The organism is Stenotrophomonas sp. YJH_SMC_10 (assembly GCF_059371555.1).
In genome coordinates, this window is the sequence record NZ_JCAFUS010000004.1 from 73,197 (window position 1) to 96,117 (window position 22,921).

Below are 22,921 nucleotides of genomic sequence, written 5' to 3' on the forward strand. Positions count from 1 at the left end.
CATGAACCACCGTATGACGTCGACCGCGATCATGGTGCTGGCGCTGATGGCGTGCTGGCAGGCCGAGGCGTCCAGGTTCAAAGCCACGAAGATCATCGTCGTCCAACCGTCGGTCGCCTTCGAGTCAACGCAGCTGAGCGACAGGCACCTGGATGCGTGGATGAGTGAGGATGATCACTGCCGCGACTTCCTGATGTACCACGATCAATGTGCCGTGCTGGTACTGCCGGATCAGTACGACGACGGTTTCACCCGCCACCAGCTGCGATTGAAGGCCAGGCAGCTGCCGGGCGAGGCATTGGGCGCGTACTGCCGCGACCTGCATGTGCTGTGGAAGCAGCAATGGAAAGGCCAATGCCCCGTTGGCGAAGAAGACGACGAAGGCGCCTGAGGCTGAGGGCATAGCGCCTGCTCTGCGTTAGTCCCTCACGGGCGCAGCAGCAGCCGGATGTCCTCGCCCACCTGCCGCTGGTCGACCACGCGCAGGCGACGCTGCTGGTCCATGGCATCGATGCCGAGGCCAGCCAGCAGCGGGCGTCCGTTGTCGCCCAGCAGCGTGGGGGCCTGATAAAGCAGAAGCTCATCGACCCAGCCGCCGCGCAGCAGCGCACCGGCCAGCGTGGCACCGGCTTCGGTGTGCACTTCGTTGATGCCGCGCTCGGCCAGCAGCGCCAGCACCGCGCCCAGATCCAACCGCCCATCAACGCTGGGCACGCTGGCGAATTCGGCATCGGCCGCGTCCGGTGCGCTGACCGCCGCAGCGTGCAGGTACAGCGTCGGTGCCCCGCCCTCGCGCACGCGGCTGCATTCGAGCGAACGCAGGCGCGAATCGAGCACCACCCGCAGCGGTGGCATCACCTCGGTATCGGCCAGGCGCACGGTCAGCATCGGGTCATCAGCGAGCACCGTGTCGGCGCCGGTCAGGATCGCACCGGCGCGTGCCCGCCAGTGCTGCACGTCTTCGCGCGCGGCCGGCCCGGTGATCCACTTGGAACTGCCATCGGCCATCGCGGTGCGGCCATCCAGGCTGGCGGCCAGCTTCACCCGCAGCCACGGGCGGTTGCGCTCCACGCGTGACAGGAAGCCCTTGTTGAGTTCGCGCGCCTGCGCCGCCATCAGCCCTTCGGCAACCTCGATGCCGGCGTTGCGCAGCAGATCGAAGCCACCGCCATCCACCTTGGGGAACGGATCGCGCATCGCCGCAACCACGCGCGACACGCCCGCTTCGATCAGCGCCAGTGCACACGGCGGTGTGCGCCCGTAATGGGCACAGGGCTCCAGGGTGACGTAGGCGGTGGCACCGCGCGCCTCGCTGCCGGCATCGCGCAGCGCGAACACTTCCGCATGCGGGCCACCGGCGCGCTGGTGCCAGCCCTGCCCCACCACGCGTTCGCCATGGGCGATCACGCAGCCGACCATCGGATTGGGGCGGGTGGTATAGGCAGCGCGCTCGGCCAGGCGCAGCGCGTTGGCCATGTGCAGGTGATCGAGGACGGAGAACGGGGTGGTCATGCGACCATGGTAACGCTGCCGGTGGCGATGCACGCCATCAGTGCCCACCAGTGCGGGCACTCACCCAGGCAGAGGCGGTCAGCCCTTCTTCTTCTTGGTCAGGGCGATCACATCACCCAGCAGCTGCAGCTGTTCGGTACTGGACGGCAGATCGCGCTCGAGCTTCTCGATCTCCTCGCGGAAATCGGCCACGTCCTCGAAGCTGCGGTACACCGAAGCGAAGCGCACGTAGCCCACGTGGTCGAGCTTGCGCAGTTCGTTCATGACGAACTCGCCGACCTTGATCGAGGGCACTTCGCGCTCGCCGCTGATGCGCAGCTGGTGCACCACCGCCCGTACCGCCGCTTCTATCTTGTCTTCGGGCACCGCGCGCTTCTGCAGCGCGCGGTCGAACCCCGCGCGGACCTTGCGCTGGTCGAAGGCCTCGCGGGTGCCGTCACTCTTGACGATGGCCGGCAGCTTCAGCTCGACCGTTTCCAGGGTGCTGAAGCGCTCGCCGCAGGCTTCGCATTCCCGCCGACGACGGATCGTCGCGCCGTCTTCGGAGACGCGCGAGTCGATGACCCGGGTATCGGCATGTTGGCAGAAGGGGCAATGCATGAAACGCCTGGCTCAGGGAAGTACCTATTGCCACGGTCATGGCAGCGTCGCAAAGGTACCTGAGAAGGGGCGCAGCAGCAAATGCTGCCTGCACGGAAGCGCCTGCAATTCAGCCCGCCAGCCCGGGCGAGGCCGCGACGCGCCGCTCAACCGGGTGCGGGTGGCGGCGATGCGGCGCGTGCCCAGCGCAGCCAGGCCAGGTGCCCGGCCATCACCAGCAGCGGCGGACCAAACCCGAGAAGGCCCAAGGTCGAGATCTCGCCATTGCTGATAGTGAAGTACAGCGTGGCGACGACCACGCCCGACGCGGCCAGGCTGCCCAGCGCCAGGCCGACCCAGGCCACAGCCGGTGATTGGCGCAGGCCGGCAACACCGCGCCACAGGAACAGGCCGCTCAGCCACAACCACGACAGCAGGCCGATGAGGCCGGCCGACGACCACAGCAGCAACAACGTGTACTCGTCGCCCGTCAGGTACTTGCCCTCCCAGACGACCATCAGCCCCAGCACGGCCCCGGTGCCGCCTGCCGCCACGGCGGGCAGGCCCACCAGCAGGCCGGCAATGGCCATCCAGCGTTTGTGATGACGCTCATCCATGCGTTCCGTTTCCTTCGATAGGCTGTGCCCGGCCGCGGCGCTTGACCCACACCAGCCTAGCGGCCGGTACCAGCATCGACGGGCCCAACAGCAACAGGGCGATGCCTTCGGCGTGGACGGTGATGCTCCACCACAGCGCCAGCCCCAGCAGGGGCACGGCGGCAAGACTGCCGGCCAGCAGCATCCACCACCAGAGGCGATGCACCTGCAGCCCGGCACGTCCCTGCAGCAGATACCCGGCGCTGAGCCACAACCAGGCCAGGCAGCCGGCAATGCCGGCCAGGCCCCACAGCGGCATCAGGGTCACCGCGGCCAGCGTGCCATGGCCGAACTGGCCCAGCCCCGTCAGCAGCAGCATCGTCGCCGCGGCACCGCCCGCCACCAGGCTGGGCAGGCCGAAGACCACCGCCAGGACGGCATACAGATACCGGGCGCGGCGCTCATCCACGCAGGCCTACTCCTTTGACCGTGTCGGGCCGGATGGCTCGCCCACGGCGTCAGCACGCAGCCGCAGCAGGATCAACATACCGGTAGGCACCAGCAGGGACGGCCCGGCGAACAGCCCGCTGAGCACGGACGAACCCAGCTCGGCGAAGTAGTACAGCGCCATCGCCAGCAAGGGCAGGCCTGCCAGCACGCCCATGCCCAGCAGCAGCCACCAGCGGCGTGATGACATGTGCAGCCCGCGTGCGCCATCGCGCAGCCAGACGATGCTGAGTGCGACCCAGGCCACGAGGCCGGCGATCGCGCACGATCCCCACGCGAACATGCCGGCGGCAAACCACAGTTTGTCCGCGTCCAGCGAGACGAGCCCGATCACGCCCATGACCACGGCGATGCAGGCACCGGCACCGCCGAAGAACAGGCTGGGCAGGCCGAACAGCACCGCCAGCGCAATGTACAGGTACTTGAGGCGGCGCTCATCCATGCGCGGGGTTCCCGGTGACGGGGTCAGAGCCCTTCCGTGCGGGAGGGGATCCGACCCCTGCGTCGTGGCGGGGTCGGATCCCTTTCCGCCAGGAAAGGGCTCTGATCCCTGCCCCGATCAGCCGTAGACCGGGTACTTGCGGCACTGCGCGCTGACGGCGTCGCGCACGCGGGCGATGACGGCGTCATCGTTCGGCGCATCGAGCACGTCGGCGATCCAGTTGGCCAGGTCCACACAGTCCTGTTCGACGTAGCCGCGGGTGGTCACCGCCGGGGTGCCCAGGCGCAGGCCCGAGGTCACGAACGGCGAACGCGGGTCGTTCGGCACCGAGTTCTTGTTGACGGTGATGTGGGCCTTGCCCAGCGCGGCTTCCGCGTCCTTGCCGGACACGTCCTTGCCGATCATGTCGACCAGCATCAGATGGTTCTGGGTGCCACCGGAAACGATCTTGTAGCCGCGCGCGATCAGCGTGCTGGCCATCGCCTGGGCGTTCTTCACCACCTGCTGCTGGTAGGCCTTGAAGCCCGGCTCCAGCGCTTCCTTGAAGGCCACGGCCTTGCCGGCGATGACGTGCATCAGCGGACCGCCCTGGATGCCCGGGAACACGATCGACTGCAGCTTCTTGACCAGGTCTTCGTCGGCGCCCTTGGCGATGATGATGCCGCCGCGCGGGCCGCGCAGGGTCTTGTGGGTGGTGGAGGTGACCACGTGGGCGTGGTCCAGCGGGCTGGGGTAGACGCCAGCGGCGACCAGGCCGGCGACATGGGCCATGTCGACGAACAGGTAGGCACCGACCTTGTCGGCGATGGCACGGAAGCGCGCCCAGTCGATCACCTGCGAGTACGCCGAGAAGCCGGCCACGACCATCTTCGGCTTGTGTTCCAGGGCCAGGCGCTCGACTTCGTCGTAGTCGATCAGGCCCTGGTCGTTGACGCCGTACTGCACGGCGTTGAACAGCTTGCCCGACGCATTGACCTTGGCACCGTGGGTGAGGTGGCCGCCGTGGGCCAGGCTCATGCCGAGGATGGTGTCGCCCGGCTGCAGCAGGGCGAAGTACACGGCCTGGTTTGCCTGCGAGCCGCTGTGCGGCTGCACGTTGGCGTAGTCGGCGCCGAACAGCTGCTTCAGGCGGTCGATCGCCAGCTGCTCGGCGATGTCCACGTATTCGCAGCCACCGTAGTAGCGCTTGCCCGGGTAGCCTTCGGCGTACTTGTTGGTCAGCTGGCTGCCCTGCGCTTCCATCACCGCCGGGCTGGTGTAGTTCTCGCTGGCGATCAGCTCGACATGGTCTTCCTGGCGCTGGGTTTCGGCGGCGATGGCCTTGGCCAGTTCGGGATCGTAGGTTTCGATGCGGACGTCACGCGGGAACATCGGTTACTCCAGGCAGGGAGGGAACAGCAGGGCCTGCGATTGTAAGCGGGCTGGCGGGCCCGGGCGACCGCAGCGGAAGGGGCTTGGGCAACACGCTGTGGCATGATGTGCTGGCATGCCTGCGTGTGCCGTCCGCAGCGCCCTGCACAGGCCTCGCCCATCGGCAATTTCCGCCGGAAGTGTGACCTCCTTCCTTGCAAAACCGAATTACCAGCTTTCACAAACCTTAAAGTCCTGCACTCCGCGGCCGATACGCCCTGTCCATACAGGGGAAAATCCGCGTGACCCATTCGCACCAAGTTTCGCCGGCAATGATGCTGGCACCACGTCGCACGCCCGCAGCACCCCGCCGCGCCCTTTCCACGCACCTGCTGGTCCTGGCGATCGGCCTGGCCATGGGCGGCCCGATGACGGCGGCCGCGGCCACGGTCACCGTGCGCGACCCGAACCTGCTCGATGGCCGCTGGTACGCACCGGGCGCATGGAGCAATGGCGATCCGAACCTGACCGTTGAAAACCATGCCTACATCGACAGCATGACACCGGTTGTCGTCGACGGCATCCGCGCCGACTCTTGGCGCGTGGACATCGGCCACGCCGGCAGCGGCGAGCTGTCCATCCAGAATGGCGGCGTGCTGGAAAGCACCGCCATCTTCATCGCCACGCTGCCCGGCTCGACCGGCAAGGTCACGGTGACCGGCGCCGGTTCGCGGTGGATCGGCAACAACAGCATCGGTGTCGGCCATGAAGGCAGGGGCTACCTGGACGTGCTCGATGGCGGCCAGGTGATCAATGCCCAGGGCACGTGGGTTGCCTCGGAACTGGGCAGCAGCGGCGTCCTGACCGTGTCCGACAAGGATTCGCGCTTCGCCACCAACCAGATCCATGTGGGTGCGCAAGGCACCGGCACCGTGAACGTGCGTGCCGGTGGCACCTTCGAGACCGGTGTCGCGCGCCTGGGCAGCTACAGCAGCGTGGCCCGTGGCGAAGCCACGGTGACAGGCAAGGGTGCCAGCTGGTTGAACACCAGCGACCTGCTGATCGGCGTGTCCGGCACTGGCAGGATGACCGTGGCCGACGGCGCCACGCTGACCGTGCAGGGCAGCACGCAGCTGGGCCAGCAACGGCACACCGCAGGCGTGCCCGATGGCGTGCTGGTACTGACCGGCGCGGGCACCACCGCCACGGCCGGCTTCATCGCCGTGGGCCAGAACGCGGTGGCCGAACTGGATGTCCTTGACGGCGCCGCCCTGACCGCGGGCGACGTGGGCGTGGGTGAGAATGCGCTGGGCGATGGCACTTTCCGCGTGGCCGGCGCCGGCAGCTCGGCCAGCGTGGGCCGCCTGACCATCGGCAATCTGGGCACCGGCAGCGTGTCCATCCATGACGGTGGCGCTCTGACGGTCAATGACGTGCTGGGCCTGGGCGGCGCCAACGGCAGCCGGGGTTCACTGGCCATCGGCGCGCAGGGCACGCTGACCCTGGCCGGTGGCCAGATCTACCAGGGCGCCGGCACCGCCAACGTGCTCATTGCCGATGGCACGCTGCACCTGACCCGCAAGGCCTTCACCACCGCTGTTGAAATGGCGCTGGATGGCACCGCTACGCTGGATACCGACCAGGTCGATGCGATGTTCAGCGGCCGCCTGACCGGTACCGGCGCACTGCGCAAGACCGGCAGCGGTACATTGACCACGTTTGCCAACAACACCTACGGCGGCGGCACCCGCATCGAGCAGGGCACCCTGGTGCTGGCCGGCAATGGCGCGATCCGTGGCGCGGTGGATGTGGCGTCGGGTGCGACACTGCAGTTGCAGCGCAATGGCCAGACCCTGTTCGCCAACGTGCTGTCCGGCGCCGGCGATGTGGTCAAGCTGGATGCGGGCCTGCTGAGCCTGTCGGGCGACAGCAGCGGCTTCACCGGCACCACCCGCGTGCGCGCCGGCGCCTTGGACGTGCGTGGCCGCCTCGGCGGCCTGACCGAGCTGGCCACCGGCACCGAACTGAGCGGCGACGGCCAGCTGGGCAGTGTGATCCTCCGTAGCGGCGCCACGCTGGCACCGGGGGCGGCCACGACCTACGGCACGCTGTCGATGACCGGCAACCTGCTGCTGGAAAATGGCTCGCGCTATCTGGTGGACCTTGGCGCCGATGGCGCCGGCGACCGCGTGCAGGTGGGCGGCGGCGCTACCCTGCAGGGCGGCAATACGGTGGCCATCGCCAGCGAGGGTGACTGGCAGCCGCGTACCCGCTACACCATCCTGAGCGCGGCGCAGGGCGTGCAGGGCACCTTCTCCGGCGTAAGCAGCACGCTGGCCTTCCTGACACCCACGCTGGACTACGACGCCAGCAACGTCTACCTGACCCTGGCCCGCAACGATATCGCCATGCCGGATATCGAACTGGCCTTCCCCGATGTGGTGGTAAATCCCAACCAGAAGGCCGTGGCCGGCGCGGTGGAAGCGCTGGGCAATGGCAACGCCGTGTATGACGCGGTGGTGCGCCTGGCGGTGGCCGACGTCGTGCCGGCCTTCGACAGCCTGTCCGGTGAAATCCATGCCGCGCATCGTGGCGCGCTGCTGCAGAACCGATTCCTGCACGAGGGCATCGACCGCCACCTGGACGGTGCCACGATGGCTGCAGAGATCGCCCCGGGCGTGCACGCGTGGGTCGGCGGCAGCGGTGGCCAGCGCCGTACCGATGCCAGTGCCGACAACGCTGGCCTGCGTTCATCGCAGCACGGCGTGATGGCTGGCGCCGGCTGGCGCCTGGGTGAAACGCTGGAAGTGGGCGTGGCCGCGGGTTCGCAGCACCTGGTCAGCCGCCTGGCCCGCCGCGAAGGGCGCGCCGAAACCGACAGCACCGAGTACGGCGTGTACGGCCAGTACCGCTGGCAGGGCCTGAGCCTGCGTGCAGGTGTCAGCCGTGCCGATTACCGCACCGACAGCACCCGCACCGCACAGGTTGGCACCCGCCTGGATGAACACCTGTCGGCCCGCGAGGATGCCACCGGCACCACCGCGTTCCTGCGTGCCGGTTGGACCTTCGGCGGCCCGCGCCTGCAGCTGACACCGGAACTCGAAGTGGCGCAGGTACGCGTGGAAAGCGACGGGAGCCAGGAGCGCGGTGGTCACAGCGCGCTGCAGTGGAACGGTGGCAGCGCACGCTACCGCACCGGCCTGGCCGCGTTGCGCGCGGACTGGGATATCAGCGCTGGCCAGCGTGACCGTGCGGCGCTGACCGCGCGCGTGGGATGGCAGGTGGCTGGCGGTGATCGCCTGCCGCAGGTCGATGCGCGCTTCGTCGAAGGTACCCAGGGCTTTGCGATCAGCGGCGCACCGCTGGCCCGCCACAGCGCCCTGGCCCAGTTCGGTGTGGCAGTGAGCCCGACCGACCGCAGCCGCGTGGCGCTGCAGGTGCAGACCCGCCGTGGTGATGGCCAGCGCGATGTCGGCGCGCAGCTGGACTGGTCGGTCGCGTTCTGACCGCGATGGTGGCGGCTGAATGAAGAAGGGCGCCCTCGGGCGCCCTTTCTTTTTCCACTGCAAGAGGACCAGGGCCCTTTCCCAACGCGTGGGATCCGACCCTACCTCGTGCCTCAGCGGCTGCTGACGATGTAGTCGGCGATGATGCCGCTGGCGATGGCCACCAGCAGCATGTTGCCGCGGTCATCGCGGATCCACTGGTGGCCGTACGGCGGGCGGCGCAGGTGGTAGCGCGGGTAGTCGTTCACCACGTAGATCGGGCCGCGGTAGTAATCACGGTAGCGGTGTCCGACCTTCCAGCCGTAGCCCGGGCCATAGGCCGGGCGGTAGACCACGCGCGGCGGCGGTGCCGGGCGATAGTAGCGGTCGTGGTCGCGGTGCCAGTCGCGGCGGTCGCGTTCCCAGTCGCGCCGGGCCTCACGGCGGTCGCGTTCCCAGTCACGGCGGTCCTGGCGCCACTCGCGGCGATCCTCCCGCCATTCGCGGCGGTCACGGTGGTCGTTGTCGGCGAAGGCGGGGGCCACCGCGCCGAGCGCCAGCACAGAGGCCACGGCTCCGGCCATTACTCGATTGATGCGCATGTCAGACCTCTGCTTGGGTGGGTGGTGAGCCCATATTGCGCAACCGATCTGAACCGTTTCCGGCTGGAAACGCTTCCCGCTGCAGGACTGTGACGGAGTATTCAGGCCACGGCCAGCCTGCGCGGCTCCGGCCGGGCGCGGGCCGGAACCGGTTCCGGCTATAATTGGCGGTATTCCATTCCAGTCTGTGCCCGCTGCCGCAACGGGATGTTCCCGTGACGGGTCGGGCGCAGGGCCGCGCCTACGGAGACCGCATGTCCTCGCAATACATCTACACCATGAACCGCGTGTCCAAGGTGGTCCCGCCCAAGCGGCAGATCATCAAGGACATTTCCCTGTCCTTCTTCCCGGGCGCGAAGATCGGCCTGCTGGGCCTGAACGGCGCCGGCAAGTCCACCGTGCTGAAGATCATGGCCGGCGTGGACACCGATTTCGAGGGTGAAGCCCGTCCGCAGCCCGGCATCAAGGTCGGTTACCTGGCGCAGGAACCGGAACTGGACCCGAACAAGACCGTGCGCGAGTCGGTCGAGGAAGGCGTGGGCGAAGTGCTGCAGGCCCAGGCCGCGCTGGAGGCGGTGTACGCCGCCTACGCCGAGGAAGGCGCCGACTTCGACGCGCTGGCCAAGGAACAGGAGCGCCTGGAGGCGATCCTGGCCGCCGGCGACGCGCACACCCTGGAAAACCAGCTGGACGTGGCCGCCGATGCGCTGCGCCTGCCGCCGTGGGATGCCAAGATCGCCAACCTGTCCGGCGGTGAAAAGCGCCGCGTCGCACTGTGCCGCCTGCTGCTGCAGAAGCCGGACATGCTGCTGCTCGACGAACCGACCAACCACCTCGACGCCGAGTCGGTGGAATGGCTGGAACAGTTCCTGGCGCGCTATACCGGCACCGTGGTGGCCGTCACCCACGATCGCTACTTCCTGGACAACGCCGCCGAGTGGATCCTGGAACTGGACCGCGGCCGCGGCATTCCGTGGAAGGGCAACTACACCGAATGGCTGGTGCAGAAGGATGAGCGCCTGAAGCAGGAAGAGAACCAGGAAAAGGCCCGCCAGAAGGCGATCCAGAAGGAACTGGAGTGGTCGCGCCAGAACGCCAAGGGCGGCCGCTCCAAGGGCAAGGCCCGTCTGGCCCGCCTGGAAGAGCTGCAGTCGCAGGATTACCAGAAGCGCAACGAGACCAACGAAATCTTCATCCCGCCGGGCGAGCGCCTGGGCAACATGGTGATGGAGTTCAAGAATGTCTCCAAGAAGTTCGGCGACCGCCTGCTGATCGACAACCTGTCGATGCTGATTCCGCCGGGCGCGATCGTCGGCATCATCGGCCCGAACGGCGCCGGCAAGTCGACGCTGTTCAAGATGATTACCGGCCAGGAGAAGCCGGATTCGGGCGAGATCGTGATCGGCCCGACCGTGCAGCTGTCCTATGTGGACCAGAGCCGCGACAAGCTGGAAGGCAACCACAACGTCTTCCAGGAAATCGCCGGTGGCCTGGACATCCTCAACATCAACGGCATCGAGATCCAGTCGCGCGCCTACATCGGCCGCTTCAACTTCAAGGGCCAGGACCAGCAGAAGATGGTCGGCTCGCTGTCCGGTGGTGAGCGTGGCCGCCTGCACATGGCCAAGACCCTGCTGCAGGGCGGCAACGTGCTGCTGCTCGACGAACCGTCCAACGACCTGGACATCGAAACACTGCGTGCGCTGGAAGACGCGCTGCTGGAGTTCCCGGGCAACACCTTCGTGATCTCGCACGACCGCTGGTTCCTGGACCGCATCGCCACGCACATCATCGCGTTCGAAGGCGACTCGCACGTGGAGTTCTTCCAGGGCAACTACCGCGAGTACGAGGAAGACAAGAAGCGTCGCATGGGCGACGATGCCGCGCCGAAGCGCCTGCGCTTCAAGGCGCTGAAGTAAGCCAGACCGCAGAACACGAAAGGCCGCGCTCGCGCGGCCTTTCGTCTTTCAGGCCGTCCTGTCGCCAGTTTTTCCAGGTGTTTTCGCCGGTCGGAATTCAACCGCTGATGAACGCCCGAGCCCCAAAAGGCGTGAAAGCCTGTCGCCGCCGGACTTTGCAATTCCTTGTATGTATTCACCCGCCCACATCGGTTTTCCTACGTCCCCGCTCCATCCCCCCAACGTAGGAAACCGCAATGAAAGCACTGATCATCACCACGGCAGCCCTGATGCTGTCGGGCACCGCCACGGCCGCGACCACCGACTGGGACGGCTTCTACCTGGGTGCCCAGGCCTCGCATGGCGAGGGGCACAGCAACGACCGCAGCAATGCCAACGCCTCGGAAAAGAGCGTGCGCGGTTTCACCGGCGGCATGCAGGGTGGCCGTCGCTGGCAGTTCGACAACAACATCGTGGTCGGTGTTGAAGGCGCGCTGTCGTTCGGCAACGTCAGCCGTGACTGGAAGGATCGCGAACAGCACCAGTACAGCCCGTACTACGGCAAGGATGCGGTGACCCGTTCGGGCACCTTCGATGTGACGCTGGGGCGCGTGATGGGCCGCTGGCTGCCCTACGTCGGCGCAGGCGTGACCGTGGCCCAGCAGGAGTTCACCCTGGGCTGCGACAAGTCGCTGGTGGAGGCCACCCACGGCTGTCGCGTGGCCGAGTTCGAGACCCGCGCGTCGCACCTGTCAACCGGCGCCCACGCCACCGCAGGCGTGCTGTACCGCTTCAACGAGCGCCTTTCGGCCGGTGCCGAATACCGCTACACCCACCTGGGTTCCAGCCCGGTGACCTTGGAAGACCCCAACTACCCTGCTGCGGCCCGTCGCAGCTTCCATACCGACTACAGCAGCGTTACGCTGAAGTTGAACTACCACTTCTAAGCGCCTGACGACGCACCCGCAGCTCCCCTACGGGCGGCAGGGCGCGCAGGCATGAGAGATCTGCGATGTCCCTGTTCGAACGCCTGTTCCAGCTGCAGCAGCACGGCACCACCGTGCGCACCGAGCTGCTGGCCGGTGTCACCACCTTCCTGACGATGTCCTACATCGTCTTCGTCAACCCGGAAATCCTCGGCACCACCGGCATGGATGCAGGTGCGGTGTTCGTGGCCACCTGCCTGGCCGCTGCGCTGGGTTCGGCGGTGATGGCGCTGGCGGCCAACTTCCCGGTGGGCATGGCACCGGGCATGGGCCTGAACGCGTTCTTCGCCTTCACCGTGGTCGGTGCCGCTGGCCTGCCGTGGCAGCAGGCACTGGCTGCGGTGTTCATCTCCGGCCTGGTGTTCCTGGTGCTGTCGCTGACCGGTGTGCGGGCGTGGCTGGTGTCGGGCATCCCGGCCTCGCTGCGTTCGGCGATCGTGGCCGGCATCGGCCTGTTCCTGGCGATCATCGCGCTGCAGAAATCCGGCGTGATCGTCGGCAATGAAGACACGCTGGTGGCGCTGGGCCCGTTGAACACGGCGCCGCCGCTGCTGGCGCTGGCCGGCTTCCTGCTGATTGCCGTGCTGGAAGCGCGCCGTATCCGTGGCGCGATCCTGATCGGCATCCTGGCGGTGACCGGCGCGGGCTGGGCATTGGGCGACGTGCAGTACCAGGGCCTGGTCTCGCTGCCGCCGAGCCTGGCACCGACCTTCCTGCAGCTGGACCTGCCGGGCCTGCTGCACCACAACGGTGGCGCGCCGATCGCCGTGTTGCTGCAGGTGGTGCTGGTGTTCGTGCTGGTGGAAGTGTTCGATGCCACCGGCACCCTGTATGGCGTGGTCGGTCGTGCCGGACTGCTGAAGCTGCCGGGCGCGCAGAAGCGTTTCGGCCGCGCGCTGCTGGCCGACAGCACGGCGATCGTGGCCGGTTCGATGCTGGGCACCAGCAGCACCACCGCGTTCGCTGAAAGCGCCTCGGGCGTGCAGGTGGGCGGCCGCACCGGCCTGACCGCACTGGTGGTGTCGGCGCTGTTCCTGGCCGCACTGCTGTTCTCGCCGCTGGCGGCGATGGTGCCCGGCTATGCCACCGCACCGGCGCTGCTGTTCGTGGCCGGCCTGATGTTGCGCGAACTGGTGGACGTGGACTGGAGCGACCTGACCGAATCGGTGCCGGCCGCCCTGTGTGCGCTGGCGATGCCCTTCACCTATTCGATTGCCAACGGCCTGGCGTTCGGCTTCATTGCGTATGCCGCGCTGAAGGCCGGCACCGGGCGCTGGCGCGAGGTGCATCCGGCGGTGTGGCTGGTGGCGGTGCTGTTCGCGCTGCGCTACGCGTTGGAATAATCGGGGGCGATGCCGGCCAGCGGCCGGCACTACCGGGTGGTGATTCACCTGCCACCCGGGGGCGATGCCGGCCAGCGGCCGGCACTACCAGAGCACGCGGTGGCCGGCGGCCGGTACTACCCGGTGCGGGGTTCACCTTCCAGCCACGGTGCTCTGGGATGATGCGGGCATGCTTCGGCCTGACCTTTCCACGGATCCGACTTCGCCATTGCGCCGCCGGCTGCTGCGCGCGGCGTTGCTGGCGCCGCTGGCCGGTACGCTCGCCACCCTGCCCGGCTGCTCGCTGCCGGTGCACGTCGATGGCACCTTCCTGCAACCGTGGCGCAGCCATCTGCAATGGGGCCTGTCCGACTGGCAACGCTCGTTGAAGCTGGCCCATGCGCTGGGGTGCCGGCAGCTGGTGCTGCAATGGACCGGCATCGTCGGTGGCAGCGATGGCGACTGGTCACTGCCCGACGGCAGCCTCCAGCAGCTGTTCACTGCGGCCCGCGAGAATGACCTCCGCATCCGCGTCGGCCTGCCCTTCCAGCAACGCTGGTGGCAGGCCATCGGCGCCGACGACGCTACGCTGCAGGCGTTCCTGGCCGACAGCCTGGCGCACGCGCGCAGCTGGCTGGCACAGGCGCCGTGGGCGCAGCAGCCGGCCTTCGGCGGCTGGTACCTGCCCTACGAACTGGAGCAGTTCCACTGGGCCAGTCCGGCCCGCCAGCAATGGCTGGCGCAGTGGCTGCACGGGCTGGTGCAGGCCGCCAGCGCGCGCGGCGGTGACTGTGCGATCTCCTGCTACTTCAGCCGCCTGCAGTCCGATGGCAACCTGGTCACGCTATGGCAGGCGGTACTGGCCCAGGCCACGCTGCGGCCGATGGTGCAGGACGGGGTGGGTGTTGCCGGCGCCGGCAACGTGCAGCAGCTGCAACCCCTGCTCGACCATTTCCAGGCACAGGGCATCGGTTTCGATGCGATCGTCGAACTGTTCTGCGAACTGCCTGGCAGCGCCGCTGATGGCAGCGGGTTCAAGGGCGAAACCGCCGATGCCGCACGCATCCAGCGGCAGCTGGCGTGGGCACGCGGCAGTGGCGCACAGCACGTGCTGGTCTATGCGCTGGAGCCCTGGCTGACCCAGGACACGCCGCAGGCGGCGGCGCTGCGGCGACGCTGGGGGCTGGCTCAGTAGTACAGGATGGCGGTGGCGAACAGGCCCTTGGCGCGCTGCGTATCTCCGCCGCCGATCGCGAAGCGGTACTGTACGGTCAGGTCAAGGTAGGAACGCGGGGTGTTGTAGTGGTCCTCGCGGAACCAGTAGCGCACGCCCACGCCCGGTCCTGCGCCGAGTGACCAGCTGCGCTGCGTATCGTTGAGCGCGAACGACTGCGCCGGGAACAGCGGGTAATGGATGTCGCGCACCCGCGAGCGCTGGTCCAGCCAGTCCGCCCCCACCACCACATACGGCGTGACCACCCAGTGGGTCTGCCCGGCGCCAAAGCGGATGCTGCGGCCGGCGCGCAGTTCAGCGGCCGCGAACCACTGCTCGCGATGCAACCGCCCGTGGGCATCGCCGATCCGCCGCACCGGCGTGCCGTTGGCATCCAGCGCGTCGAGGGTGAAGTGGGCGCTGTTGTCGTCCCAGGTGTAACCGCCCTGCGCGTAGCCGCTGACCATCCACCACTGGTTGACGTCGGTGCGCAGGTCGGTGCCGTGGTAATAGCCGTAGGTCAGGTAGGACATCCAGCCGCCAGAACCGCTGGCCAGGCGGTAGCGGGCCAGCGTGCTGGCTTCCAGTGGCGGGTTCCGGGCCAGCTGCAGGCGGCACTGCACGGCCGCCGATGCCGGATAGACATCACCCGAACGGGTGGCACTGCCGAGGAACTGGCGGCGCTCGATGCCGGCGCTCAGGCCGGTCTGGCCGAAGGCGTAGCGCAGGCCGAACGAGGCGATGGTGGACGGCCAGCCGGTGGTGGAACGCGAGCGGCTGAGCCGTTCGGCGCGTGCGCGTGCGTCGGGCGTCGATTCGCCGGTGCACGGGTCCACCGCGCGGATCGATTCATAGGTGCCGCCCTGGTCGTACAGCGTGTTGAGCAGGCGTGCGTAGAGTTCCAGCGTGCCATGGGCGTCGTTGAAGGCCGGGGGTCGCCAGAACGCCTCGAGCGTGCTGAACACCGAATCGCCCGGCGTGCTGATCGCTGCGCCGCCGACATTGGTCGCCGCCTGGCGTGCACCGCGGAAGCCCGCCGAGGCGATCACGCCCCACTCGCGCGAGTAACTGGCGATGGCACTGCGCACGTTGTAGCGCTGGCGCTCATCCAGCGGCAGCTCGCCGGCATCGGCACGATCAATGGCCGTCCGCAGCAGCGTCACCGCCTGCGGGTGATCGCCGCTGGCCGCGCTGGCGTAGGCCTGGTCAAGCACCACGCTCTTCGATGCCCTGCCGGTGGCCTCGGCGGCACGGAAGTCGGCCAGTGCGCGCGCCGGTTCGTGGGCCTTCTGGTTGAGGTAGCCGCGCTGCATCAGCAGCCCGGCGTCATCAGGGCGTTGCGCCAGTGCCGCGTCCAGGCGCAGCCGTGCTTCGTCCTGCTGGCTGCGGTTGCCTGCCGCCAGCGTGGTGGTCAGCAGCCCCTGCAGGCTCGCGTCCTCCGGTGCGAGCTGCACGGCCTGCCGCGCCTCGCCGATGGCCTCGGCGTAGTCCCGCCGCGCGTAGGCCGCATACGCGCGCTGTGCGGCACCACCGTCGCCCTGCAGGTCGACCGGCATCAGCGTGCAGGCATCACCGGTGTCAGCAGGCGGGCAGTGCTGGAACGGCGCCGGATACGCCTGCGCACTCAAACCCGCAGGCGCACGACTGGACCGGATCGCCCTGGCGCGCTGTTCGATGCCCTGCTGCAGAAGCTGCTGCGCGCGTGCGTCGCCCGCATCCGCAGGCGACGCCGCCTGCAGTGGCGCCAGCAGTGCAGCCGCACGTGTGCGGTCCCCAGCGGCCAGGGCCGCATCCACGGCCAGCAGGCGCACGTTGCGCTGCTGCATGGTTGACCCCGGCGCGGCGAGTGCGGCGTCGAAGTCTTCATTGGCCAGCAGGGTCTTGCCCTGGCGCTGGCGCAGATAACCACGCATCACCCGGGCATTGAGATCCCCGCCGTCGGCCTGCAGTGCCTGGTCGGCGCTGCGCTCGGCGTCGGCCAGCTGCCCCTGCTGCAGCTGCGCGGTGATCAACAGCCACCGGTACGAAGCAACATCCGGTGCAAGTTCGACGGCGGCACGTGCCTGCGCAACGGCCGCTGCATCATCCTGCGTGGACAGCGACCGATACGCCTGCTGGGCCTGCAGCAGCGCGCGCTGTCGATCCAGCGCCACGCGACGGACGCGCAGTTCCTCGACATTCGGTGCGCCCAGCTGCAGCGCCGTGCCGATGGCCGCGTCGGCCAGGTCGGCCTGTTGCTGTGCTTCCAGCGCCGCCACCCACAGCATCGCCCAGGCGCCCTGCTTCGGCTGCTGGCGGAAGGCCTGCTCGGCCTTGCTGGCCGCTTCCCCCATGCGCCCGGCGTCATAGGCAGCATAGGCCTCGGTAGCCAGCGTGTAGGCCTGCTGCCTGGCGCGGTCTGCGCCGCTGCCGGCCGCACGCGGTGGGGAGGGCGCGCGCGCGCCCCTGGCATCCGGGGGCGTGCTGCGTGCAGCGGTGGCAGCGGCCAACGCCGGCAAGGCCGGATCCTTCAACCCCGCATCCAGTGCACGGCGCGCCTGCTGCTGCGCCTCCGCCGGCCGGCCCAGTTTCTGCAGCGCGTAGATCTGCAGCAGGCGCAGCCGCACCACGTCCGGGCGCAGCCGGATCGCTTCGGTGGACTGCTGGTAAGCCGCTTGATAGTCGCCGCGCTCGTAAGCGGCGAAGGCCTGCTCGGCGACGCGGTATGCAGCGCCGGACAGCGGCAGGGCCGCATCGGCCTGTGCCAGTACCGGCGTGGCGGCGGTGGCCAGTGCCACGGCAATGACGGTGGACAGCAGCGTGGTCTTCATGCCGGCAAGGCTCCGGGAGGCGGCGACTGCAGCACGGCCGCACGCCGGCGCTGCTCCTGCATGGCCTGGGCGACGGCGTCCTCGGTGGTGACGCCCTGCTTGACCAGGTAGTCACCGATGCGGCCATCGCGCTGCGGCTTGTAGGCATCCAGTGCGATCTCGAAGCGCGCGTGGTCGATCAGGCGCATCTCCACCAGCAGGTCCCCGAGCAGCGGCACGTTGTCCAGCTGCCAGTCCCGGTCACTGCCGATCAGGCGCAGCCCTGCGTTGATCTCGCTCTCGCGGGCGATGTTCTGTTCGATGTGGTCGCTGCGGGTTTCCTGCTTGAGCAGCGCCAGTGCCTCCTCGGGCAGCGGGCTGGCCACGGCCAGACGCAGGGTCCCCGGCTGCCGCGGCGGCAATGGCAGCATGCGCCATTGCACGCAGGCGTCGGCACTGACCGGGAACGGGCCGGCCCGCAGGTAATCCACGTCGATCACCGCACGTGGCAGGTCGCCCTGGAAGGCAATCGCCTCGGCCAGGGTCTCATCATCCAGCCACCCCTGGGTGAGCAGGATGCGCCCCAGCGGCTGCTGCCGGCCGTCCTGCTGCTGCTCCAGTGCCTGCTGCAGGCGCTCCGGCTCCACCGCCTGCCAGGTGGTCAACAGTTCGCCGAGCTGCTTGCGCGTCTGCACCAGCTGCGCCGCATCCGGGAAGTCGTGCATGGTCTTGTCCCACACCATGCGCTTGCCGAACAGCAGGTAGGCCAGGAACACCTTCCACGCGCGGGCGGTGGCCATGAAGTTGATCATGTTGCCGACCACCATCCGCGGGATCGACATCAAGGCATGCTCCCAGCCGTACAGCCGGTTGACGAAGTAGAAGCGCTGCACGACGCGGGTGGCCAGCGCTGCGGTGGTCAGCAGCGCCACCGTCATCTGCCAGGTGCCGGCCTGGAACACGCTGGGAAACTGCATCGTCCAGACCCCGGTCATCTTCAACAGCCAGAACAGCAGCAGCTGCAGGAAGATGAGGTAGGCAATGATGCTGACAAACGAGGTGATGATGCCCTTGCGGTCGCGCGCCAGCAGGTACTTGGTGGCCAGCGAGCCTCGCCAGCCCAGCGACTCCCAGCTCTGCAGGCCGATGCCCAGCACCCAGCGCGCCTTCTGCCGGTAGGAGGCGCGGAAATTGTCGGGGAAGTACTCGCGCACGCACAGGGCCATCTGCTGGGTGCGCTCGCGCACCGGCCCCCAGCCGAACCATGACGGGCGGCGCACGCGGAACTGCACCGGGAAGCGGGCGAAGATCGACTGCATGCCCATGGCTGCCAGCCGCGCACCCACGTCGTAATCCTCGGTGAGGCTGTCGGTGTTGAAGGGCTGGTTGTCGGTCTGCGCACTCAGGGCCAGCAACGCGCGCCGCGAGAAGCAGGTACCGACGCCGGCCGACGGCACCATGCCCGATACGCTCTCGCGCACCACCAGGTCCTTGGCGTGCCATTCGGCGAACTCGTCCATGTAGACCCCGGCCACCAGTTCGTACCACTCGCGGTCCAGCGAGGTCACCGGCAACTGGATCATGTCCTTGCGTGGCAGCAGGTAGTTGTAGAACCGCAGCTCCATCGGGTGCAGCACGTCCTCGCTGTCGTGCAGGATCACCCCGGCGAACTCGATGTCGTGGCGCTTCTCGTAATCGAAGATCGCCAGGATCAGCCAGTTCAGGCAGTCGGCCTTGCTGGTCGGCCCGTCGTGCGGCACTTCCACGCGGCGCAGGCGCTTGTAGCGGCGACGCATGCGCTCGACCTCATCGATGGTCTGCTGGTCGTTGGGATAGGTGCCGACGAACACGACGTACTCGCGGTAATCGAGCACGTTGATCATGTTCTCCACCATCTGCGCGATGACGTCGTACTCCATCCATGCCGGCACCATGATCGCCAGCGGCTGCTGCGGGCGCTGCAGCAGGTCGTCCTGGGTCAGCGGCCGGTATGCGTCGCGGCGCTTGATGGTCAATGCCCGCCAGCTCTCGCGCACCCAGTACCAGACGTCGATGAACAGGTCATCGAGGCTGGAGATCAGGATCAGCACGGCCACTGCCGCCGCCGTGGTTTCCAGGGCGGCGTAGTAGTTGGCCAGCTGGATGTTCCAGAACAGACCGTCCACGGTGGATCAGTGCCCTGCGTTGGCGGACTTGCGGCGGCGCACCTGGGTGACGCGGGCGGCCAGCAGCGCGAACACGATCACGCCGACCAGCAGCAGCAACCAGACCATGTGCCGTTCCCACTTCGATTGCGGGTTGCCGTCCTGCGCGACACGCGTGCCATAGGGATCCTGGCGGTCGAATTCGCGCACGGCGTCACTGCCGTCGAGCACGGCCAGGTCGCCCTTCAGCAGCCGGAACGGTGCGCCGAACGACGGTGCCTGTGCGCCCAGGTCGCTGTACAGCACGCCCAGCTGGCCGCCGGAGGTGCCCACCTGCACCACGGCGGCGCGATCCAGGCCGCTGACATCCAGCAACGGCTGCGACGTGCCACCGACCCGCAGGTGGCCGTCCTTCAGGCCGGCCACATCAACCCCGGCCGGCGCCACGGCGAAGGCCAGCCACGGCGCACCCGGGCTGACGGCGGCACCGGCGTCGACCACCTTCAGTTCCGACGCTTCCGGCGAGGCGCCCACTGCACTGGCCACGGCGATGACCTTGCCCAGCGAGGCCGGCGCGTCCTGCAGCCACGCGCCGGGCACGAACACCTGGTTACCGCGCGACAGCTGGCTGCTGGCACCGACGAAATCATTGCCCAGCGATCGCTTGGCCAGGGTCAGATGGCTGCTGGGCAGGATCGAGACCGGATAGCCCGTGGCCGGATCGTGGCAGTAGGGACGCGCCGGCTGGCGCAGGAAGCTGACGCGGATCTCGTTGCGTGCCGACAGCGCGTAGGCCGGCACCTTGGCCACCAGGCGTTGCGGCTGGCCGTTGGCCGACAGCACCTTGCCGCCCAGCAGGTAATCGTTGAGGTAGATCGTGGCGACCGCGCCCTGCCCGGCCGCGTTGGGGGCCGCCGAGACATCGATCACCACCTGCTCGGGCAGGCGGCCATCGGCCGACAGTGCGCCGAGGTCGAAGCTGGCGCTGCGGTCGGCGCGGGTCACCACATCCATGGTGCCGGCGATGTTGCCGAGCCGGCTCAGCAGCACCTGGTCACCGTCCAGTCTGGGCGTGCCCGCTGCGCTGACCTGCAGGCTGCGGCCCAGTGCATAGCTGCGCCACTGCTCGGCGAGCAGCCCGGCGACCTTGCCCGCCGCCGCCGGATCGACCACCAGCGTCGGACGCCCGGCAACGGCCACCACGCCGACCGAGGCAGTGGCTGCGGGCTTTTCCAGGCCCGCCATGCCACCCGCGCGCCACGCGGCGAACGCGCTGCCTGCATCCGCACCGGCTGCGCCGACCTGCGCGCCCAGCGCATCCAGCGCCGCGCGCACGCCGGCGCGCAGTGCATCGCTGCCGATCATCACATCGGCAGCCAACGGCCCGCTGTCGCGCAATGTCAGCAGCGCGCCGACTTCGGCCAGATCCCTGATCGCATGCGCGCGCTCACCCGTGGCCAGCGCAGCGTAGGCCGGCACGCCCTGCAGGCTGGCCGGGATGCTGATACCGGCCAGGTCGACGCTGTCACCGACCTTGGGCAGGGCCACCACCTGCACCTGCTTGCCACCGGCCTGCAACGCGGTACCGATGCGCCAGGCCGCATCGTAGGCCGGTGCCTGCAGCGCCTTGCCATCCACCAGCAGGCGCACCCGCGGTGGCAGCGCCCCCCAGGCCTTGGCCACGGTATCCACGGCGCGGCCGTCGAAGCGGTAGCTGAAACGCGAGTCCGGCGACAGCCGCAGCACGTTGGCCGGCGCGCTCTGGTCGGCGCACTGGTAATCGGACACGATCGACCACCAGCCGACGCCGACGCGCACGAAGCCGCTCTGGCGGGGTTCGCCGTCGATGGCCAGCAACTGGCTGGCATCGCCCTGTGCATCGGTGATCGAACGCGCCGCGATCGGGTCGCCATCGACCGACCACAACCCCGAGGTACGCCCGGCGTGGCCGCGTACATAGCGCCCATCCAGCTGCAGCTGCGCGTCGCGGGTGGCGACTCCGGCCGGCACCGGCAGGTAGACCTCGCGCTGGCTTTCCTGCCCGCTCAGCACCAGTGGCTGGCGGAAACCGAGTTCGCGCAGGGTCATCTGCCGGTTCACCGTGCTGTCGCTGCTCCATTCGGTGAACTGACCGGCGACGGTGTCAGCGGCATGGGCAGTACCGACCACGCCCGACAGGACGAACGCAGCGGCGGAGGCAAACAGGGAGGAGCGGCCGGTCAGGGTCATGGCGTCACTTCATGCGGAAGGGGCTGGGCGGCACCGCCACTGCGGAGACCGGGCGTGAACTCGGGAAGGGGCATGCCGCGCAGCGCGGCGACGATGCGCGCGCTGGCGCGGCCATCACCGTAGGGACTGGCATCGGGGTCGAAGCGGGTCGGCTGCGGTGGCTGGGCCAGTGCCGCGTTGACGCCCGCGACGATGCGCGAGGGCGTGGTGCCGACCAGCGTCACCACACCGGCCTCGACCGCCTCGGGGCGCTCGGTGACGTCGCGCATCACCAGCACCGGCTTGGCCAGGGCCGGCGCTTCCTCCTGCACGCCACCGGAGTCGGTGAGGATGACGTCGGCGCGCTGCATCAGGCGCACGAAGCGCAGGTAATCCTGCGGCGGCACCAGGTGCACGTTGTCGAGCGTGCCGAGGTGGGCATTGACCGGTCCCTGCACGTTCGGATTGAGGTGCACCGGGTACAGCACCTGCAGGTCCGGCCGCCGGGCCAGTTCGGCCAGCGCACGGCAGATGTCCTCGAAGCCCTGGCCGAAGCTCTCGCGGCGATGGCCGGTGACCAGCAGCAGGCGGCGCCCGGGGTCGAGCATGTGGAAGGGTTCGTCGGCCCGGGCACGCAGTGCCGGATCAGCATCCAGGCGCTGCACGGTCTGCTGCAGGGCATCGATGACGGTGTTGCCGGTGACCAGGACCTGCCCCCCCAGGTGTTCACGGGCCAGGTTGGCACGCGAGCCCGGGGTGGGCGCATACAGCTGCTGGGCGACCACATCGATCACCCGCCGGTTCATCTCCTCCGGCCAGGGCCGGTGGATGTCGCCGGTGCGCAGGCCGGCCTCGACATGGCCGATCGGGATGCGTTGGTGGAACGCGGCCAGGGCGGCGGTCATCGCCGTGGTGGTATCGCCGTGCACCAGCACGTAGTCGGGGCGGACCTGCGTGTAGAGCGCATCGAGCCGCTCGAGCAGCCGGGCGCACAGGCCATTGAGGGTCTGGTTGGGCACCATGACGTCGAGGTCATGGTCGGCGGTGATCTCGAACAGCGACATCACCTGGTCGAGCATCGCGCGGTGCTGGCCGGTGATGCAGACCACCGATTCGATGTCCGCGGCCTGGGCCAGGGCGCGCACCAGCGGCCCCATCTTGATTGCTTCCGGTCGGGTGCCGAACACCGACAGGACCTTCACCGGGGTGCTCCGGAAGGACGGTGCTGGAGAATGCCAGGAGCTGTAGCCACGTCTGGATCCTTTCGGCGTTACCGTCCAATGCCCGC

Annotated in this window: 17 protein-coding genes; 6 read left to right on the forward strand and 11 right to left on the reverse strand. The window is 68.6% G+C overall.

All coding sequences use genetic code 11. From position 1 onward, the window contains the following. The first annotated feature begins 1 nt into the window (after window position 1). On the forward strand, window positions 2-391 hold the full coding sequence (locus AC5P9C_RS07820; RefSeq protein ID WP_049468279.1) for a hypothetical protein: 390 nt from the start codon (window positions 2-4) through the stop codon (window positions 389-391). 35 nt (window positions 392-426) lie between these two features. Here the strand turns inward: AC5P9C_RS07820 and ribD are convergent, their stop codons facing one another. The 6 genes from ribD to glyA form a co-directional block, all read right to left on the reverse strand. Beyond that, window positions 427-1,512: a bifunctional diaminohydroxyphosphoribosylaminopyrimidine deaminase/5-amino-6-(5-phosphoribosylamino)uracil reductase RibD gene (ribD, locus tag AC5P9C_RS07825; protein WP_150827529.1), complete on the reverse strand. Its 1,086-nt coding sequence runs from the start codon at window positions 1,510-1,512 to the stop codon at window positions 427-429. Between the two features lie 78 nt (window positions 1,513-1,590). Further along, a complete protein-coding gene (gene nrdR, locus AC5P9C_RS07830) occupies window positions 1,591-2,112 on the reverse strand; it encodes a transcriptional regulator NrdR (RefSeq protein ID WP_005415256.1) in 522 nt (173 codons plus the stop codon). A gap of 146 nt (window positions 2,113-2,258) precedes the next feature. Continuing rightward, complete coding sequence (locus AC5P9C_RS07835; protein ID WP_049468281.1) at window positions 2,259-2,708, reverse strand: hypothetical protein; 450 nt, start codon at window positions 2,706-2,708, stop codon at window positions 2,259-2,261. Beyond that, on the reverse strand, window positions 2,701-3,156 hold the full coding sequence (locus AC5P9C_RS07840; protein ID WP_049468283.1) for a hypothetical protein: 456 nt from the start codon (window positions 3,154-3,156) through the stop codon (window positions 2,701-2,703). Before AC5P9C_RS07840 ends, AC5P9C_RS07835 begins: the two co-directional genes overlap by 8 nt. A 6-nt stretch (window positions 3,157-3,162) precedes the next feature. Continuing rightward, window positions 3,163-3,636, reverse strand: coding sequence for a hypothetical protein (locus AC5P9C_RS07845; protein ID WP_103282812.1), 474 nt, complete (start codon window positions 3,634-3,636; stop codon window positions 3,163-3,165). A 117-nt stretch (window positions 3,637-3,753) separates the two neighbouring features. Next, the gene (gene glyA / locus AC5P9C_RS07850; protein WP_049468287.1) at window positions 3,754-5,007 is read right to left on the reverse strand and encodes a serine hydroxymethyltransferase; all 1,254 of its coding nucleotides are present in this window, start codon (window positions 5,005-5,007) and stop codon (window positions 3,754-3,756) included. Window positions 5,008-5,288: 281 nt separating this feature from the next. On the opposite strand from glyA, the gene AC5P9C_RS07855 reads away from it, so the two are divergent. Then, window positions 5,289-8,492, forward strand: a complete 3,204-nt coding sequence (locus AC5P9C_RS07855; RefSeq protein WP_343543179.1) for an autotransporter domain-containing protein — start codon at window positions 5,289-5,291, stop codon at window positions 8,490-8,492. Window positions 8,493-8,605: 113 nt separating this feature from the next. Here AC5P9C_RS07855 and AC5P9C_RS07860 read toward each other — a convergent pair whose 3' ends face one another. After that, window positions 8,606-9,073, reverse strand: a complete 468-nt coding sequence (locus AC5P9C_RS07860) for an RcnB family protein (RefSeq protein WP_057494413.1) — start codon at window positions 9,071-9,073, stop codon at window positions 8,606-8,608. A 254-nt stretch (window positions 9,074-9,327) separates the two neighbouring features. Here AC5P9C_RS07860 and ettA point away from each other — a divergent pair, with 254 nt between their 5' ends. From ettA to AC5P9C_RS07880, 4 genes are all read left to right on the forward strand, one after another. Beyond that, complete coding sequence (ettA, locus tag AC5P9C_RS07865) at window positions 9,328-10,992, forward strand: energy-dependent translational throttle protein EttA (protein WP_005415249.1); 1,665 nt, start codon at window positions 9,328-9,330, stop codon at window positions 10,990-10,992. A gap of 236 nt (window positions 10,993-11,228) precedes the next feature. After that, a complete protein-coding gene (locus tag AC5P9C_RS07870) occupies window positions 11,229-11,918 on the forward strand; it encodes an outer membrane protein (protein WP_049468291.1) in 690 nt (229 codons plus the stop codon). Between the two features lie 65 nt (window positions 11,919-11,983). Continuing rightward, window positions 11,984-13,300 carry an NCS2 family permease gene (locus AC5P9C_RS07875; RefSeq protein ID WP_343543540.1) on the forward strand — a complete coding sequence of 439 codons (1,317 nt, stop codon included), beginning with the start codon at window positions 11,984-11,986 and terminating at the stop codon, window positions 13,298-13,300. 208 nt (window positions 13,301-13,508) lie between these two features. Beyond that, a complete protein-coding gene (locus AC5P9C_RS07880) occupies window positions 13,509-14,474 on the forward strand; it encodes a DUF4434 domain-containing protein (protein ID WP_343543542.1) in 966 nt (321 codons plus the stop codon). Here AC5P9C_RS07880 and AC5P9C_RS07885 read toward each other — a convergent pair. The 4 genes from AC5P9C_RS07885 to wecB are packed head-to-tail and all read right to left on the reverse strand — an operon-like array spanning window position 14,468 to window position 22,835. After that, window positions 14,468-17,302, reverse strand: a complete 2,835-nt coding sequence (locus AC5P9C_RS07885) for an NfrA family protein (RefSeq protein WP_414615177.1) — start codon at window positions 17,300-17,302, stop codon at window positions 14,468-14,470. The two genes, AC5P9C_RS07880 and AC5P9C_RS07885, sit on opposite strands and share 7 nt — an antisense overlap. Continuing rightward, a complete protein-coding gene (locus AC5P9C_RS07890) occupies window positions 17,299-19,446 on the reverse strand; it encodes a glycosyl transferase family protein (protein ID WP_057493416.1) in 2,148 nt (715 codons plus the stop codon). Before AC5P9C_RS07890 ends, AC5P9C_RS07885 begins: the two co-directional genes overlap by 4 nt. A gap of 6 nt (window positions 19,447-19,452) precedes the next feature. Continuing rightward, a complete protein-coding gene (locus tag AC5P9C_RS07895; RefSeq protein ID WP_206632203.1) occupies window positions 19,453-21,654 on the reverse strand; it encodes a hypothetical protein in 2,202 nt (733 codons plus the stop codon). Further along, window positions 21,651-22,835, reverse strand: a complete 1,185-nt coding sequence (gene wecB, locus AC5P9C_RS07900; protein WP_343541083.1) for a non-hydrolyzing UDP-N-acetylglucosamine 2-epimerase — start codon at window positions 22,833-22,835, stop codon at window positions 21,651-21,653. The genes AC5P9C_RS07895 and wecB overlap by 4 nt, the downstream gene beginning before the upstream one ends. Between the last annotated feature and the right edge of the window lie 86 nt (window positions 22,836-22,921).

What these genes read in the sequence shown, in the direction of transcription:
- AC5P9C_RS07820 (WP_049468279.1), top strand. Translation starts at nt 2, where the DNA reads ATGAACCACCGTATGACGTCGACCGCGATCATGGTGCTGGCGCTGATG.
- ribD (WP_150827529.1), bottom strand. Translation starts at nt 1,512, where the DNA reads ATGACCACCCCGTTCTCCGTCCTCGATCACCTGCACATGGCCAACGCG.
- nrdR (WP_005415256.1), bottom strand. Translation starts at nt 2,112, where the DNA reads ATGCATTGCCCCTTCTGCCAACATGCCGATACCCGGGTCATCGACTCG.
- AC5P9C_RS07835 (WP_049468281.1), bottom strand. Translation starts at nt 2,708, where the DNA reads ATGGATGAGCGTCATCACAAACGCTGGATGGCCATTGCCGGCCTGCTG.
- AC5P9C_RS07845 (WP_103282812.1), bottom strand. Translation starts at nt 3,636, where the DNA reads ATGGATGAGCGCCGCCTCAAGTACCTGTACATTGCGCTGGCGGTGCTG.
- glyA (WP_049468287.1), bottom strand. Translation starts at nt 5,007, where the DNA reads ATGTTCCCGCGTGACGTCCGCATCGAAACCTACGATCCCGAACTGGCC.
- AC5P9C_RS07860 (WP_057494413.1), bottom strand. Translation starts at nt 9,073, where the DNA reads ATGCGCATCAATCGAGTAATGGCCGGAGCCGTGGCCTCTGTGCTGGCG.
- ettA (WP_005415249.1), top strand. Translation starts at nt 9,328, where the DNA reads ATGTCCTCGCAATACATCTACACCATGAACCGCGTGTCCAAGGTGGTC.
- AC5P9C_RS07870 (WP_049468291.1), top strand. Translation starts at nt 11,229, where the DNA reads ATGAAAGCACTGATCATCACCACGGCAGCCCTGATGCTGTCGGGCACC.
- AC5P9C_RS07875 (WP_343543540.1), top strand. Translation starts at nt 11,984, where the DNA reads ATGTCCCTGTTCGAACGCCTGTTCCAGCTGCAGCAGCACGGCACCACC.
- AC5P9C_RS07885 (WP_414615177.1), bottom strand. Translation starts at nt 17,302, where the DNA reads ATGAAGACCACGCTGCTGTCCACCGTCATTGCCGTGGCACTGGCCACC.
- AC5P9C_RS07895 (WP_206632203.1), bottom strand. Translation starts at nt 21,654, where the DNA reads ATGACCCTGACCGGCCGCTCCTCCCTGTTTGCCTCCGCCGCTGCGTTC.